The following is a 16,903-nucleotide window of genomic DNA, read 5'->3' as shown; positions in this document are numbered from 1 at the left end:
GTTAAGCATTTCCTCCCCCTTTTCCTTAAGTTAAAAACGCTGCGCTGGTCGAACTTGCCGAGACCCTTTTGAGAATTTTCTTAATTCGTAAAAAGTGGGTAATTTATTGTTTTTAGTGTCTATTTAATCTGCTGTAAATGAAAAATCTAAGGTCATAGGTTTGGGAAATAGAGTTGGAGAAATGGTACTTAAATTCGACACCTGATTTCTATTGCAAATTCCATTTACTTGTTCGGTCATAATCAACCGTTTTCCTGATTCAAAATTTTATATCTCCTCATGATTCTATCTCCTAAGGTGTAGTTTGATAGAATCCTTGTAGATATAAAATGATGTTCAGTAGATTTGGGAAAATATGGTTAAAGGGTTTTACAAGTTGGTTTTTGGGATTTGAAGAGGGAGGGTTAATTCTTGAAAAAACTTTTGATAGAATTGGGTTTTCAATTGAAAGACTGGTATCACATCATTAGGGTATAGTAAACATTCTGATTTTCAGTATTTTTCATATATTTAAATTGATTTTTGATCTTGATTTTCATGGGGGCACGCAAACTTAAAATATGGATATTTTTCTTGTTGGCGATTGTATTGGTAGGTTTTATGCTTTTCCAGCAATCCCAAAACAATAAAGTGCAATTGGATAATCAAGCCATTAGGAATCTAGAGATGGTTAAATCCAAGTTTTTTTCATTTTACAACACTTTTTTGGCGGAGCAGGAAGATAAATTTATCCGATACCTGATTACGGAAAATGTTTTGGATCAAACAACGCTCAGGAATAGGGAAGATTGGTGGGAATTTGCAAAAAGTCTCAAAACAATTACAGGAGAACAATACGAGGATTTTAAGCTTTGGCAACTTAATGACAGCATTCAACCATCTCTTCAGATAATATTTTCCAAAGGTCAGTACGTGATTAAGAAAGAAGGACATCCAGTGAGTTTGAATTTTTTCCAAAACTCCCAGAATAAAACCAAAGATGAACAAAGAATTGAACCGAAAATTGCATTACAAATTCAGTTGGAAAATGCACTGAGTTTATCAGCCCAACATGATTTCTTTGAGAAAATCCTGTTGGCTGATGAAGATGGTGAGATTCTTTATCCTGCAACTGAAACAGGTAAAAAACTTTCCCTTTTGACCGAAAAAGAAGGTCTTGGACTAGCGATAAACAAATCGGAAATCCTTCATCAAGACCAGTCCTATCTTTTGTATTCCACCCCTTTTTTGGTGGAAGGGGAAAAATTGATCCTTGCAGGTCTGATCAGCAAAACTCACTTTGAATCATTGGGCCTGAGGGTTGACTTCACGTACTTGGCTTTGTTGTTATTTTTATTGGCATTGATGATTTTTTCACTGCCTGTCATTTCATTTTTTGGGTTTAGACAAGGGGACGTGTTGACAAGGTTTAAAGTTTTCAGTGTGGGATTTTCTGTTCTTGGCTTTATGTTGCTCATAGGATTTGGCTTTGCATTTTTGCGAGACCATCATCCTCTTAGCTCTGATCAACATCACGCTTATCAGCGTCAAATAAGTGATGCGATAAAAGCACAAGTTGATCTCAATACAAGGCTTTTGGACAATCCTCACTGCTGTGAAGGTTTGCTGGAATACCTTACGATTGACAGTTTTGGAAGAATGAAAAACCTGACGTTGGAAGACAGGGAGTTGCCTGGTGAAGGTTCTTTTATCAATTTGGCAAATCGAGAATACTTTTATTATTTCTGGGAAAATGGATCATTACGTCATCCAGAAGGGGAGAGCTTTGAATATAAAGGTTTTATTGGAAGTCACTATTCCCGAATCAACGGAAAGCTTGAAACTGTCCTCAGTAAAGTTGACAGTGAGAAAGAAGAAGTACGGGCAGTAACTTTTGATTGGGAAACGTTAAGGCCATTATCTAAGAATCATCGATTTGTCTTAGTGAAGGACAATGGGGATGTCATTTTTAAAAGTGACCTCATAAAGGCACCATTTGATAATTTGTCTCAATTGTTATCCAACGAAAAATGGCTTTTGCTTAAAAGAATTATGCAAGCTAACAGCAATGAATCTCCAAATGGCCTTTGGGGTTTATCTCTATATGTTGATGGTTATTCTTACAAACTGAATCTTCAAAAACCCGACATCAAAAATTTCGACAAATCCATATGGTTAATTTATCTGCAAGATGAGCATTTGGAACATTCTTTTTCTATGTTGGTCGTGATGGAGTTTTTAGTTCTTTTGGCTGGATACTTTTTTGTTTTGACCATTTTATATTTTGCAAGATGGTCCATCAAACCAAAGTCACCTTATGGATTATGGGAAGATTTCAAGTATAAATATCTGGTTCCATCTCAGCAAAACAGATCAAATTATCTGATATTAATCTTATTGTTCTTGCTTCAGATGTTGATCATGCTAGGCCTGTATCATAATCCTTTAGTCAGCGTTTTTACTTTGTATTTCTCCGCCCTTTGTTTTTTGATTCTATCTACCCAGTTAAATTTTATTTTTTTGGAAATGAAATGGGATATAAAGGCCAAAAAAATAGATACTGAAGAAAGAAACAACCGTTTTTATGCTATCAAATTTTTAAGTATTACTTCATTGGTTATGGGCTTGTTGGCCATCATATTAAATGGTGCCATGAGGAATCCATTTTCCGCATACCTAATTGTGATTTTGCTTATTTTATTCTGCTTAATCAGTTTTTTAATAAAAATCCGATTTGAAAAGTATTTTGCAAAATTTGAGAACAACGAAGGTGTTTCATGGCTCAAACGACAGATCCCATGGTTACAAACCAATCACCTCTATGCCTGGTTTTTTGTGGTATGGATCACCTTGATAGGATTCTTCCCGGGATTTATGCTTTTTTCAAAAACATTTTTTCATGAAAAGGAACTGTGGCAAAACAAATCAGAGTCCTTTGAAACATCTATTGCTGATTTCTCTAATTGGACAAGCGAATATGGTAAGTGGAGGAGAAATCTCTTTTCCACAATTCCTGTTAGAGAAGAAGGAGAATTACTTGAATTTATCAGTCCCCCAACAGCTCATGTTGAGCAGGTAATCCTTACTAAAATGGATAGAAATCCGGATTTTTTAACTTTTGCCAAAAATGGATATAGGATTTTTAAAGAAGCCAACATACTGATCGTGGTCAGCATTGTCTTACTCATTTTATTGATTTGGCTTATATACTGGCTAAACAAAACCATTGCCCGAAAAATGTTTTTTGTAGGTGGAATTAACCCGAAACTGGGAGAAACCATAGCAGAAGTCCAAGGCAGATTACTTGGAGGGGTTGAAGGTGAGCGGACAGAAGCAAAAGACATGTGCAAGTTCATTTTTCTTCACCGCCTTATTTCTGATCAGAATAAAGCACTTGTTGCTGATTTGCTAAGGGTAGATAGAGATAAAATACGCAGTTACGATGGCAAGATTTCTGGTGTTTTAGACCATTTTGAGCCCTCCCGATCAGCGGAGCTTAAAGAAGAGCTTGTTTCAAAAAACATCATTCTGATTGAGAATTTGCATTGTATAGCTGATGGCAGCAAACTATTGGAAAGGCTTTCCTCTCTTATGAAGTTCTGCCAGGACAATCAAGTAACCTTAGTGTTAATCACGGGTGTATCTTGGAAGCATTTACTTTCCAAACTTATTGATGAAAATGATAAACTGTATTATTCGGAGATTTTCAGTTCTTTTGTTTTTGCTTACATTCCCATAAAGAGTAGAGATTTTAAAGGGGATTTTGACCGTGTCAGCCAAATCATTGATGAAAATGAAGTCATCAAAAATGATTTAGAAACCAAACTGCTTTTGCGACAACGTTTTTTTAAAGCGGACTATACCAATATTTGGGCTGAATTGAGCACTGAGGAAAAAAAGGTTACCTATGAGTTTGCTGTCCATGAATTTCTCAATTATGCAGCAGCACCTATCATTATAGAGCTCATTCAAAAAGGAGTAATTGTTTATGAATCCGGCAAAGACAGGTTCACTTTGTTCAGTGACACTTTCCGGTATTTTATTTTGCTGCATATTTCAAGAGAGGAAAAAAATGACTTTAAAAACCTTGAATTCAAGACGGGGAATGCTGATTCCATTCAAATAGCAGTGTTTAGTTTCGTGTTGATTTCAGTAGCCTTGATCAGCTATTTTGATAAAAGTTTTCTGGATCAAGCCACTACCTATGTGACAGGTATCATCGGCACAATTGGAGGTTTGTATTCCGTTTTCAGAAGTAAATTCTGGAAGAATAATGAGGTAAAGGCTTAAAGACTTAATTCTTAAGTAAATGAAATACCAGAGAATAATTTCTTTAACATAGCAATGTCACCTTTTATCAAAGCTTCCTTTTTTGCTTGGCTCCAGTTTTGGATTTGTTTCTCTCTTATAAATGCAAGGGCAATACCATCATATTCTTCAAAATACATCAACTTTACTGGAAGATGCTTTTTTGTGAAATTTTAACCTAAACCCAATTGATGTTCATCAAGTCTTTTTTCTAGGTTTTTTGTACTGCCAACATAATATTGACTGTTCCCACAAAGTAAGATGTACGTGTATGCTTTCATGATTTGAAAAATTTATTTACATTAAAAAAAACAATACACATCGGCATAGTTCGGCAAGCTCACTAACCGAGCTTGGTGACCGCATTTCCTCCCCCCTCTTCCTTAAATTAAAAACGCTCCACTGGTCCAACTTGCCGAGGCCCTTTTGAGAGTTTCTTTAATTCGTAAAAAGTGGGTATTTTTATTGTTTTTAGTGCCTATTTAATCTGCTGTAAATGAAAATACTATTCACTTATTTATTTTTGAACCTTGTACTAGGCTTGTCACAAGACTTGTTCGCCCAATCTCCCTCCACCATACTCATCACCTATCACTCCGAATCCGGTAAAACCCTAGCCATGGCCGAAGCAGTAGCTAAGGGAGTAAAAGAAGTCCAAGGAGTTGAATATATCCTCAAACCTATAGCTGAAGTGTTGGAAGAGGAATTGCTAAATGCATCAGCCATTATTCTTGGATCACCGGTTTACAATGCCAATATGACTGCACAAATGCAAGAATTTATCAACTCCTTGCCTTTCGAAGGAAGACCCCTGAAAAATAAACTGGGTGCTGTTTTCGTCACTGGTGGAGGTTTTTCTATCGGGGAAGAGGCGGTGATGTTCGGTATGATCAGGGCCATGATGATCCACGGGATGATTATTGTAGGAGGAGATGAATTGGAGGCCGCTTTTGGAGCCTCAGCCATCACTGGAGAAGGGGATTTTGCAGAAATAGAAGTGCAGGATATTTTCCTGAAGAAAGCGGAAGGTTTGGGAAGAAGAGTTGGGGAGTTGGTGCTAAAAACCAACAACTAATTGCTTCCGCAAATAACATTGGCATGCCTGGCCTTTATTATCCATCGACCTTCTTCCTTTATCCAAAAGTTGGTATATCTTCTCAGAACTTTTTGGCCTGCCATAGGAGCCCCTTCTTTCGGGTGTACCGTTTCCAACCCCATTTCGACTACCGAATTTTCCATAAGCATCAGACCCTCAATTTCTCTTTCAAACGCGCTGTAATTGATAGTGCCTTCTTTCATTCTTTCAAACACGATTGACCTGCCATTGATGACCATATTTGCAGGGTTGTTAACCATAAAATCTTCGGCCCAGATATCCTTTAGGGCTTCATGGTCATGGTTTAAGATAGCGCTTATCTCTTTTGTAGAAAGTTCCCGCACCAAGGTTTCTGTCTCCTTGTCAATCGTTTGTGAGAATCCCTGAAAACAGAAATTGATTATCAATATGAATGCGAAAGTATAGTTTTTCATTTCTGTTGGTTTTGATTGACTTTCAAATTAATCATTAGGAAGGGAATGGTACAACTTTACTTAAAATTCCACAAAAAATTGATAGATTGAATAGTTTGGTGTGGCTTTTAAATCCTACTCTGTAAAAGGCAATGTATCCCTGGGACATATGAGGTTGTCACATCATTAGGGTATAGTAAACCCGCTGATTTATAGTTACTTTTATGGATACTTTTTCCTAAATCCAAACCTATGTCCTTACCTACAACTACCGAAGTCGAACAAATCGATCCAGCTTCTAAGCCTTCTGCCCTTGTGAACAGAATAGATATCATTGATATCATCAGAGGAATTGCTCTATTGGGAATTCTTATTTTAAATATTCCTTATTTCTCCATGGAGGAGTATTCTTCTGAGTCTTGGAATCAAGATACTTCAAGTACTAATTTTTGGGTGCACGCCATCAATGTTATTTTGTTTGAAGGAAAAATGAGAGCGCTATTCTCAATGGTTTTTGGTGCTGGAATTGTCCTTTTTACAAGCAATAAAGAAAAGTCAGGTAGATCGGCTACCTGGCTTTTTTACAAGAGGATGATTTGGCTGACCTTGTTTGGTCTTGCCCATGCTCATTTGATTTTATGGATAGGAGACATACTTTATTTCTATGGCCTGATTGGGATGTTGGCTTTTGTGTTTAGGAAAATGAAACCAAAATACCTGGCCTTAGGTGTTCCAATAGTAGCAGTCATAGGATTTATTGCCAACACTTTGTTTATGCAAAATATCAGGGAGAAATATTTGGATTACAAGGAAGCCATTGCTTTGCAGGAGTCAGGTAATGAATTGGGCGAAAAGGAAATGGCGGCGTTGGGAGCTTGGGAAGAAATCCGCAAAGAGATGATACCAAATAAAAAAGAAGTAGTAGAAAATACAGCTTTGATGAAAGGAAGTTACGCTGATGTGGCCAGTCATATCCGTCCCAAGGCTTGGGATGGGCAGTTTAAGTATTTGGTTTTTTCAATCTGGGATATGTTGGCCTTGATGCTTTTGGGTATTGCTTTGTACAAATGGGGATTTCTGACTTTAAAATGGACACAAGCTCAGTATATCAAAACGATTTGGATAGGCTATGGTGTTGGTTTGCCATTGGTGATTTTTTCCTTTATCTATAATACGATTCATTTTCCCAATGTAGAAACTGCTTTGGCGTTTTTTGAAACCCACTCCATCAACTGGGTTTCTCTGATTTATGACTTTCAAAGGATATTGATCATGATGGCCCATGTGGCTTTGGTGATGGTTTTGTACCAAAAAGGATATTTTACCAAGTTGATGAATGGTTTAAGGGCAGTCGGTCAGACAGCCTTCACCAATTACATTATGCATTCGGTAATCTGCACCTTGGTTTTTTTCGGTTATGGCCTAAATCAATATGCCGAATGGGAATATTACCAGCTTTACTATTTAGTGGTTGGAATTTGGATTTTCCAGTTGGTCGTTAGCCCAATATGGTTAAGGTATTTCATGTTTGGACCTCTTGAGTGGTTATGGAGATGTTTGACTTATGGCAGGATTCAGCCTTTTGTGAGGAAATGAATCATTGGAATTGTTTCTTTTGACTTCTGGATAAAAGACTTTATTGATTTTGAACTTTAGTTTCAAAAGTCTGACTTTGGCTCTAACTTGTAATCCTTATTTCTATTTTATGGCAAAAAGTAAATCAAAAACAGCAAAAGAAAAAAATTCCATAAATCAGAATCGCAGTCCTTTTATTCTCCTTGGATTTATTATTACTCAAAAACCCGACAAGTCAATGCAGCATTCTTTTTGTTCAATTTATTAATTGAACATGGGTTTTTAATCAAGAATCCAATTCACCCCATTATCAATGAGGCCTACGTGGCTGCTGTAACTGAAGAGATTAATTTATTTTATGAAAATGTCAAATCAGAGAAAATGAGCAGAGACGAATTTCTAGACATCATGCAGGATTAATACATTACATTTGTTCCAAATTTGACTTGCAAGAGTTGACAGTCTATGAAAAATAAAATCAAAAACCTCCTAATTATAAGTCTCACAATGAGTATAGCATGTTCGCAAAAAGAATCAGATTTTCAATATCCAGATGTTCAAGCTCCAGTAGCCGCTGTCAAGCCTTTTGAGCTCACAGCCAAGCATGGTCACATCAGGGTGGATAATTACTATTGGCTTAATGACCGTGAAGATCAGGAAGTCATTGACTACCTGAATGCAGAAAATGCTTATATGGATACCATGTTGGCACATACTAAAGGTTTCCAGGACCAACTCTTCAAAGAAATCAGAAGCCGCATCAAGGAAGATGATGCTTCGGTTCCGTACAAGTTGGATGATTATTACTACTATTCCAGATACGTTGAAGGGGGAGAATATCCGATTTATGCCAGGAAAAAAGGTTCTCTTGATGCTGAGGAAGAAATTATCATGGACGGCAATGAATTGGCCAAGGGAGAGTCGTTTTTGAATTTTTTCACATCAGTGAGTCATGACCATAAGCTAGCAGCTATCATCAAAGATACACAAGGGCGAAATTTTTATACTATAACAATCAAAGACCTCAGTACTGGAGAGATGTTGCCAGACAAAATCGAAAACATCAGAAGCAGTGCAGTATGGGCAGAAGACAATAAATCGTTTTATTATTCTATTCCAGATCCAGTCACGCTGAGAAATTATCAAGTCAAAAGACATGTCCTCGGACAGGATGCTTCCCAAGACGAAGTGATTTTTGAAGAAAAAGATCAGACCTTGAGTTGTGGGGTCGGTATGACTAAATCCAAAGAATATATCATCATAGGTTCAGGGAGGACAGATGCTTCTTATGCCTTATACATAGATGCTAAAAATCCGGGCAAACCTACACTCATAGCACCTCTTGAAGACAATGTGCAATACAGTGTGGACCATGCAGGTGGAGATGAATTCTTTATTCATACCAATAAAAATGCAGTCAATTACCGACTGGTAAAAACACCGATAACTCTTACCGAAAGTTCTAACTGGGAAGATGTGATCCCCAATAGGGCTGATGTGTTTCTTGAAAATGTAGATTATTTCAAGGGGTATATGGCTGTTCAGGAAACATTAGAAGGATTGGCAAAAATCAGAATCATCAAGTATGAAGGGAATTCAGAACATTCGATTGCATTCGAAGAACCTGCTTATTCTGCTGGATTGGGATATAATCCGGCTTTTGAAACTGATGTGGTAAGGTATTCTTATACCTCAATGACTACTCCAAATTCTGTCTATGACTACAATATGGAAACCAGAACGCAGGACTTGATGAAAGAACAGCCTGTTTTGGGGGATTTCAACAAAGAAAATTACAAAACTGAGCGGGTCATGGTTACCGCCCGAGATGGTAAAAGTGTACCGATGTCTATAGTTTATAGAAAGGATAAATTCAAAAAAGATGGCAGCATGCCTGGTTGGATTTACGCTTATGGTTCTTACGGCTATTCTATGGATGCTACATTCAGTACCTCGAAGCTGAGTTTGCTAGATAGAGGTATGGTATATGCCATTGCGCACATTAGAGGCGGCCAAGAAATGGGCGGAGACTGGTATGAAGATGGGAAGATGATGAATAAAAAGAACTCTTTCTATGACTTTATCGATTGTTCTAAGTGGCTCCAGGAAAATGGCTATGTGGCCAAAGACAAACTCTTTGCCTCAGGGGGCAGTGCCGGTGGATTGCTGATGGGAGGTATCCTCAATATGGCGCCTGAAATATACAGAGGAGTGATCGCTGCGGTGGCTTTTGTGGATGTGGTGACTACCATGATGGATGAATCTATCCCATTGACGACTTTCGAGTGGCTCGAATGGGGCAATCCGAATATTCAGGAGCAATACGAATATATGCTTTCCTATTCCCCTTATGACAATGTGGAAGCTAAAGAGTATCCACATATCTTGGCGACAACAGGTTTACATGATTCCCAGGTCCAATATTGGGAACCTGCAAAATGGGTGGCCAAATTGAGAACTCTTAAAACGGATCGAAACAACCTTTTTCTACACACAAATATGGATGCAGGACACGGTGGAGCAAGTGGTAGGTTCGAAAGACTCAAAGAAGTGGCAAGGGAATATGCATTTGTTTTTGATATTTTGGGTATCACAAAATAAAGCTGTAAAAATATGTGGAGCCACGATTATGTTTTACTTTAGGGGGAGCAAAAAGCAAAGCGATAGGTAATCATATTAAAGTGTTTATGGTTTTTACACAATTATTTTTCAAGAAATGAAAGCGCCAAAGCTATACTGAAAAGGTTTAGGTTTTTGGAGCTAACCATCTATTTTATCTTAAATAAAAATGAAAATTTCGATTCAGGGAATTCCGGGTTCTTTTCACCATCAAGTAGCTATTCAATATTTTGGAGAAGATGCTTCGGTGGAAAGTTTTAAGACTTTTGAGGAAGTAGCCAAAAGTGTTCGGACAGGAGGGACACAATTTGGTGTTATGGCAATTGAAAACTCGATAGCTGGAGCAATTTTACCTAATTATGACCTAATTGACCGTTATAGCCTGCATATATTTGATGAGTTCTATCTGCCAATTTCCCATAACTTACTCTGCCTCTCAGGTCAAAAAGTGGAAGACCTGAAGGTAGTTCGCTCACATCCAATGGCCCTTTTACAGTGTAAAAAGTTTTTCCAGGATTACCCGTCTATTAGCCTGATCGACGATGTGGATACAGCTACTGTGGCGAAGAGAATCAAGGAAGAGAGATTAATTGGTGTAGGTGCTATTGCAAGCAGTATTGCGGCAGAAATTTATGGCCTAGAAATATTGGCAAGGGATATTCAGACAGTCCAAAATAACTTTACAAGATTCATCCTATTGCAAAAAGACAAGTCAGTTCCTACCTCAATTCCCAACAAAGCCTCAATCAAGGTAACCATCAGCAATGAAAGGGGTAGCCTGGCAAAATTACTTGCTCAAATGAGTGATTTGGAACTTAATCTTTCCAAAATTCAGTCTATCCCAGTCATTGAAAATCCATGGAATTATTCATTTTTTATAGATACCCAGTTTGATAATTATGAACAATACCTAAAAGCTATTGAATCGATTATCAAAAGCGGGGGCGAAGTAAAAGTCTTTGGGGAATACCAAAGTGGAAAATAAATTGACGACATGAAAGGATTTGCAAAGAGGACAGCTGAGGTGTCAGAATACTACTTTTCCAGGAAGTTGAAAGAGGTGAAGATACTGATTGAAGCAGGTAATCCTGTTATCAATATGGGGATTGGCAGCCCAGACCTTCCACCTCATCCTGATGTCATCAAAGAACTTCAAGGAGCTACTGGCCAAAGTGGGAGCCATGGGTATCAGGGATATCAGGGGATTCCAGAGCTTAGGCATGCTATGGGGTCATTTTACAGCATGCATTACGGTGTTCAAAAGGATCCTCAGTCAGAAATATTGCCCTTGATGGGGTCAAAAGAAGGAATCATGCATATTTCCATGACTTTTTTGGAGGAAGGTGATGAAGTATTGATTCCTGATCCAGGCTACCCTACATACAGTTCGGTGACCAAACTGCTGGGTGCCAAGGCTATTACTTACCCACTTTCTGCAGCGACCAATTGGTATCCTGATTTTGATGAATTGGAAAAACTTGACCTCTCCAAAGTCAAACTTATGTGGTGTAATTATCCTCATATGCCCAGTGGGGCAAGGGCAGATTTAAGGGTTTTTGAGAATTTGGTTCGCTTTGCCAAAAGGCATCAAATCGTATTGATCCATGATAATCCCTACAGTTTTGTACTTGAAAATGAGCCAAAGAGCATTTTTCAGGTCAGTGGTGCCGAAGAGGTGGCGCTGGAACTCAATTCACTGAGCAAATCAGCCAATATGGCTGGGTGGCGTATAGGGATGGTGCTTGGTAGGAAGGACTGGATTCAAGAAGTGACCAAAGTCAAAAGCAACATGGACTCAGGGATGTTTCTTGGTTTACAAAAAGGAGCGATTGAAGCCTTGAAGCTAGGAAGTGATTGGTACCAATCGCTCAACCAAATATATAACAACAGAAGGCAGCTCGTTTGGGAACTGGTTTCTTTGCTTAATTTGGATTTTGATAAAGAAAGTGCAGGCATGTTTGTCTGGGCCAAGCTTCCTAAAGGAACGAATAGCCTTGAATTTGTAGATGATTTACTTGAAAATAAGCATCTATTTATTGCCCCGGGAGAAATTTTTGGAGAACAAGGCAAAGGATATGTCCGATTTTCCTTATGCTTGCCGGAGGAAAAGATTCTGGAAGCCATCAATAGAATAAAATCAATCAAACCTACATACTAAAAATGAAAAATATTCACATCATTGGATTGGGCCTATTAGGAGGTTCGTTTGCACTCGCTTTAAGGAAAGCAAAGCCCGAATTAAAATTTACTGGTTTTGATGCTAGTACAAAAAACCTCGAAGACGCCCTTACTTTGGGGATGATTGACCAATCTTCTGAAGAGATTCCACAGGATACTGATGTAGTTATTTTGGCTACTCCTGTAGACACACTAGACAGTCTTCTCCTCAAAGCAATGGATAAAGTCGGCGATCAAACTTTGGTGATCGACTTTGGATCCACCAAGGAATCCTTGTGTAAATCAGTTGCTGATCACCCCAAAAGAGCTCAATTTCTTGCCGGTCACCCTATTGCTGGAACTGAATACTCAGGCCCGAAGGCTGCCAAAGAAGATCTTCTGGACAAAAAGGTGTTTATCATCTGTGAAATGGAAAAAACAGATGTTCACTTGAAAGGTATGGCTTATGATATTTTTGAAGCTTTGAATATGAAATTGCGCTTTATGGATCCAGAAGAGCATGACAAGCAGCTTGCTTTCGTTTCTCATTTGTCCCATATCTCCTCATTTATGCTTGGTAAAACAGTTTTGGACAAAATGCAAGACGATAAAAATATCTTTGACATGGCAGGTAGTGGTTTTGCTTCTACCGTTCGTCTCGCCAAAAGTTCGCCAGCTATGTGGGCACCTATTATGGTGACCAATAAAGAAAACATATTGGAATCATTAGATGCTTATATCCAAAATCTACAATCCTTTCGAAATAAAATTTCAGAAGAAAACGGAACAGAGTTGCTGGAAGAAATGAATGGTATCAACAAGATTGGAGACATTCTTGATTTGGGTAAATAGAGAATTTCATTCTATGAATTGACCAAGATCTTGTATTAATGAATCAGACTATTAATACAAGATCTAGGGAATTGATATTTGGTACTTGTTGACAATAGGTGTTGATGTTTACTCGGTTTATGCAGCGCTTGGATTTGAAAATAAGAATTTGGGTTTAAGTTAATTTTTGCAAACAAATTAAAAGTGGAGGACTTTTTGAAATAAGTTGCGTCTAGGGAAAGAATAGTTCTTTTAGTTTAAAAATTAAAATTTAGATGTTATGAAAAAGATCTTGATCTTATTGCCAATGATGTTGCTTGCCTTTGGGCTTATAGCTCAGAATCAAGTGATTGAAGTAGAAGGGAAAAGTGAGCTCCGAATTCTTCCAGATGAAGCATTGATCCAACTTTCTATATCCGAAAAATCAATGAAGGTGTCGGATGCTACCAATGCTCTCAACAAGAAAACCAAATCTATAGAGGATGCCCTCAAAAAGACAGGATTGAAAACTTATGAATTCTATGTGGACAACTACCATGTTGGAGTCAACAGGATTTACGCCCGTAATTCCAGCAAGGACAGTGGGTATGTTGCCTCTCAGTCAGTAAGGGTAAAGGTTTCAGATTTGGGGAATGATCTTGTGAAAATAACCGAAACCCTCCATCAGTCAGGTAATATGGGTTTTAACATACAATTTTCAGTTTCTGACCAACTCCGCAAAAATTCCGAAAAGGAATTGATTGAATTGGCTGTGGCCGATGCCAAAACCAAAGCCCAAATCATAGCGAGTGCCTTGGGGATTTCAGACATCAAAGTTCATCGGGTCAGCTATGGCAATACTCAGAAGGACTTTTTCCCTATGGCCAGAGAGTCCAAAATGATGATGGCAATGGATGTGGCGGAAGATAGATCGGAAGCCATTTTCAGGCCTGAAGAAAGAAAAATCAATGAGAGTATCACTGTTTCTTTTGCTTTCGAAAATTAATGCTGCAACTAGTAGGCTTATCAACTGGCGTTATTGTTTAATGAAAAATTGAAAATCAGTGAAACTTTGAACTCATTGATGAGCTTCTTTTTGTGATTTTGAGATAAAAAAGATTAGCAATAAAGGAGCGAAGGGTACAAAGAAAAACAAGGAAAGAAATTTTTTCATGCCTTTGAGGAGTGCAATTCATCTTGAAATACTTTAATTTCTATTAAAATTTAGCCCGAATTCAATGAAAAAATACCCTGTACAGGGTATTTTTTTTGATGATGAGGGGCAGTATTTTTACATCGGGTGATTAAGCAACTTTTCAGACAATTTTTTCTAAAGAATAGAAAAACCTTGGGCAGGATTTAATTGATTATTTTTTCAACTGCCCGTTTCTCCTTTTTCACTCATACCGTTTATCAAATCCATTTTTTAATATAGCATACAAGCTTTAAATTTCTTTGGTTAATCTAACCCTAATATTAATCCCAATGAAAAAGACATTTCTTTTATTATTATCTGCTGTTTTTTTACACGTGCAGCTTTTTGCCCAAAACAGTATAGACCTGAAGAGGGTCACTGAGGATCATTTTCCTGCCGGAGTAAGCATTCTCAATGAAATCCTAAGCATGCCAAATGATTCTAATATACCTGAGCAATTGGTTGCAAATGTGGCATGGTGTAAGGAAAATCTTGAAAATAGAGAATGGACTACAAAGCAATTGGAAACGTCTTCATCTCCATTGCTTTTGGGGCAAAAATATGTTCCCAATGCACAAAAGACCGTGCTTTTTTATTTTCACATAGATGGGCAGCCTGTAGATAGAAAAAAGTGGGATCAGGAAGATCCATACAAGCCAGTCCTGAAAAAAATGAACGCGCAAGGGAAATGGGAGCAGATACCGATGTCTTCATTAGATGAGAGCTATGATGCAGATTGGAGGATTTTTGCAAGATCTGCTTCCGATGATAAAGGTCCCTTTGCTATGTTTTTAACTGCTTGGGATGCGATGGTAGCACAGGGAATGATGCCTAATTACAATGTTAAAGTCATTTTGGACTTTGAGGAAGAAATTGGATCACCAAATCTAGGAGCAGCGGTTAACAAATATAAGGCAGACTTGAAAGCCGACATGATGTTGATCATGGATGGACCTCGTCATTTGAGTAACATGCCTACGATTAGTTTTGGTGCAAGGGGGATTTCACAGATAACCTTGACTACTTACGGTCCAAGAGCTGCCCAACATAGCGGCCACTACGGGAATTATGCACCCAACCCAGCATTTAGAATGTCACAATTGCTGGCTTCCATGAAAGATGATGAGGGCAGGGTGACTATCCCTGGTTATTATGACGGCATCAACCTTACCCAAGTAGAAAAGGATATCCTTGCTCAAGTGCCCGATGACGAAAATGAAATCAAAAGGAAGATAGGGATAGGAACCACTGATAAAGTAGGGAATACCTATCAAGAATCTTTGCAATACCCTTCGCTAAACATAAGAGGTTTATCTTCGGGATGGGTAGGAGACGAAGTAAGGACAATAGTTCCTGCGGATGCCACTGCTGAGATTGATATAAGATTGGTGCCTGAATCTGACCCCGAACGTCTGTTTGCCTTGATTAGAAAACATATAGAAGATCAGGGGTATCACATTTTGGACGCAGAACCAACAGATGAGGAGCGGGTAAAGTACCCTAAATTAATCAAATGGGAGGGAAGTATTTCCTACCAAGCTTTCAGGACTCCCTTTGATTCTGAGCCAGGTATTTGGTTAAATAAAGCCTATGTAAGGGCATTTGGAGAAGACCCGATCCGAAAAAGAATAAGCGGAGGTTCCTTGCCTATTGCGCCATTTGTGGAAGCCTTAGACAATATTCCTGCAGTTACAGTCACGACGGTTAATTCCGACAACAACCAACATGGTCCCAATGAAAATATCAGGTTGGGCAATTATAAAGAGGGGATTTTAACCGCTCTGTCAATATTGACGCAACCTTTGTAATCAAAACCAGAATAGAGGATTCCGTACCTAAAGGCACGGAGGTTTTTCATAATTCAATGGTTCTACCCACCTCAAGTCCCTAAAGGGACTCTTGGCATTATTATGAAGGCCATTTTCAGTATTAAGGTTTGTTAGTTCCCTTAGGGACTTGATGTGTTGTTTTGAAGACCGGTTTCAGTATTAAGGCTTGTTCAGTCCCATTAGGGACAAAATATGGGTAGAAAATTATCAGATTAATGGGTTACTGTACCTTAAGGTACAGGATATAAAAAAGCCAGTCTAGAGGATTCTGTACCTAAAGGCACGGAGGTTTTTCATATTTCAAGGATTCTACCCACCTAAAGTCCCTAAAGGGACCCGATGAATTATTTTCAAGGCCATTTTCAATATTTAGGTTAGTTCCGATTATGGACTCTTGGTATAATTTTGAAGGCCATTTTCAGTATCAAGGTTCGTTAGTTCCCTTAGGGACTTGAGGTGCTATTTTGAAGATAGGTTTCAGTATTGAGGTTTGTTCAGTCCCTTTAGGGACAAAATATGGGTAGAAAATTATCTGAATATTGGGGTACTGTACCTTTAGGTACAGGATATAAAAAAAGCCAGGCTAGAGGATTCCGTACCTAAAGGCACGGAGGTTTTTCATAATTCAATGGTTCTACCCACCTCAAGTCCCTAAAGGGACCCGATGAATTATTTTGAAGGCCAGTTTCAATATTTAGGTTAGTTCCGATTATGGACTCTTGGTATAATTTTGAAGGCCATTTTCAGTATCAAGGTTCGTTTAGTCCCTTTAGGGACAAAATATGGGTAGTAGAAAAGAGTCAAAATAATGGGGGCTGTACCTTTAGGTACAGGATATTACTCAATAGGCTTAAAAATATAACGTTGATCAAATTCTACCTCATGTTTTTCTAATAGTTTTAGGTACTCTTCCATGAAAGTA

13 protein-coding genes are annotated in these 16,903 nt (G+C 38.2%); 10 read left to right on the top strand and 3 right to left on the bottom strand.

Annotated features, from left to right (window positions below):
* Positions 1–537: 537 nt before the first annotated feature.
* Positions 538–4,269, top strand: coding sequence for a hypothetical protein (locus tag CLW00_RS10715; RefSeq protein WP_106133693.1), 3,732 nt, complete (start codon positions 538–540; stop codon positions 4,267–4,269).
* A gap of 11 nt (positions 4,270–4,280) precedes the next feature.
* Here CLW00_RS10715 and CLW00_RS21645 read toward each other — a convergent pair whose 3' ends face one another.
* Together CLW00_RS21645 and CLW00_RS21640 are read right to left on the bottom strand one after the other, a co-directional pair.
* Positions 4,281–4,427, bottom strand: coding sequence for a GIY-YIG nuclease family protein (locus tag CLW00_RS21645; protein WP_245917242.1), 147 nt, complete (start codon positions 4,425–4,427; stop codon positions 4,281–4,283).
* 33 nt (positions 4,428–4,460) lie between these two features.
* On the bottom strand, positions 4,461–4,568 hold the full coding sequence (locus tag CLW00_RS21640) for a GIY-YIG nuclease family protein (protein ID WP_245917240.1): 108 nt from the start codon (positions 4,566–4,568) through the stop codon (positions 4,461–4,463).
* Positions 4,569–4,783: 215 nt separating this feature from the next.
* Between CLW00_RS21640 and CLW00_RS10705 the strand changes: the two genes are divergently transcribed.
* The gene (locus CLW00_RS10705) at positions 4,784–5,362 is read left to right on the top strand and encodes a flavodoxin family protein (RefSeq protein WP_106133692.1); all 579 of its coding nucleotides are present in this window, start codon (positions 4,784–4,786) and stop codon (positions 5,360–5,362) included.
* On the opposite strand, the gene CLW00_RS10700 is transcribed toward CLW00_RS10705, so the two are convergent.
* Complete coding sequence (locus tag CLW00_RS10700) at positions 5,359–5,817, bottom strand: nuclear transport factor 2 family protein (RefSeq protein WP_106133691.1); 459 nt, start codon at positions 5,815–5,817, stop codon at positions 5,359–5,361. The genes CLW00_RS10705 and CLW00_RS10700 overlap by 4 nt on opposite strands.
* A gap of 231 nt (positions 5,818–6,048) precedes the next feature.
* On the opposite strand from CLW00_RS10700, the gene CLW00_RS10695 reads away from it, so the two are divergent.
* The 8 genes from CLW00_RS10695 to CLW00_RS10665 all read left to right on the top strand — a co-directional run bounded on the left by CLW00_RS10695 (position 6,049) and on the right by CLW00_RS10665 (position 15,960).
* Entirely contained in the window at positions 6,049–7,392 is a 1,344-nt protein-coding gene (locus CLW00_RS10695) for a DUF418 domain-containing protein (RefSeq protein ID WP_106133690.1), read from the top strand.
* 231 nt (positions 7,393–7,623) lie between these two features.
* Positions 7,624–7,791, top strand: a complete 168-nt coding sequence (locus tag CLW00_RS21390) for a hypothetical protein (RefSeq protein WP_170073209.1) — start codon at positions 7,624–7,626, stop codon at positions 7,789–7,791.
* Between the two features lie 87 nt (positions 7,792–7,878).
* Entirely contained in the window at positions 7,879–9,972 is a 2,094-nt protein-coding gene (locus tag CLW00_RS10690) for a S9 family peptidase (RefSeq protein ID WP_245917238.1), read from the top strand.
* 187 nt (positions 9,973–10,159) lie between these two features.
* A complete protein-coding gene (locus CLW00_RS10685) occupies positions 10,160–10,975 on the top strand; it encodes a prephenate dehydratase (protein ID WP_106133688.1) in 816 nt (271 codons plus the stop codon).
* A gap of 9 nt (positions 10,976–10,984) precedes the next feature.
* Complete coding sequence (locus tag CLW00_RS10680; RefSeq protein ID WP_106133687.1) at positions 10,985–12,148, top strand: pyridoxal phosphate-dependent aminotransferase; 1,164 nt, start codon at positions 10,985–10,987, stop codon at positions 12,146–12,148.
* 2 nt (positions 12,149–12,150) lie between these two features.
* Positions 12,151–12,999, top strand: a complete 849-nt coding sequence (locus tag CLW00_RS10675) for a prephenate dehydrogenase (protein WP_106133686.1) — start codon at positions 12,151–12,153, stop codon at positions 12,997–12,999.
* A 259-nt stretch (positions 13,000–13,258) separates the two neighbouring features.
* Positions 13,259–13,963 (top strand): SIMPL domain-containing protein, encoded by a 705-nt coding sequence (locus CLW00_RS10670; RefSeq protein ID WP_106133685.1) that lies wholly within the window; start codon positions 13,259–13,261, stop codon positions 13,961–13,963.
* 479 nt (positions 13,964–14,442) lie between these two features.
* Entirely contained in the window at positions 14,443–15,960 is a 1,518-nt protein-coding gene (locus CLW00_RS10665) for a M20/M25/M40 family metallo-hydrolase (protein WP_106133684.1), read from the top strand.
* The last annotated feature ends 943 nt before the right edge of the window (positions 15,961–16,903 follow it).

Origin of the sequence: Mongoliibacter ruber (assembly GCF_003003005.1) — a bacterium.
GTDB classification, from domain to species: Bacteria; Bacteroidota; Bacteroidia; order Cytophagales; family Cyclobacteriaceae; genus Mongoliibacter; species Mongoliibacter ruber.
The sequence above is the reverse complement of the archived record's forward strand: the minus strand, read 5'-3'. Positions and strand labels throughout refer to the sequence as shown.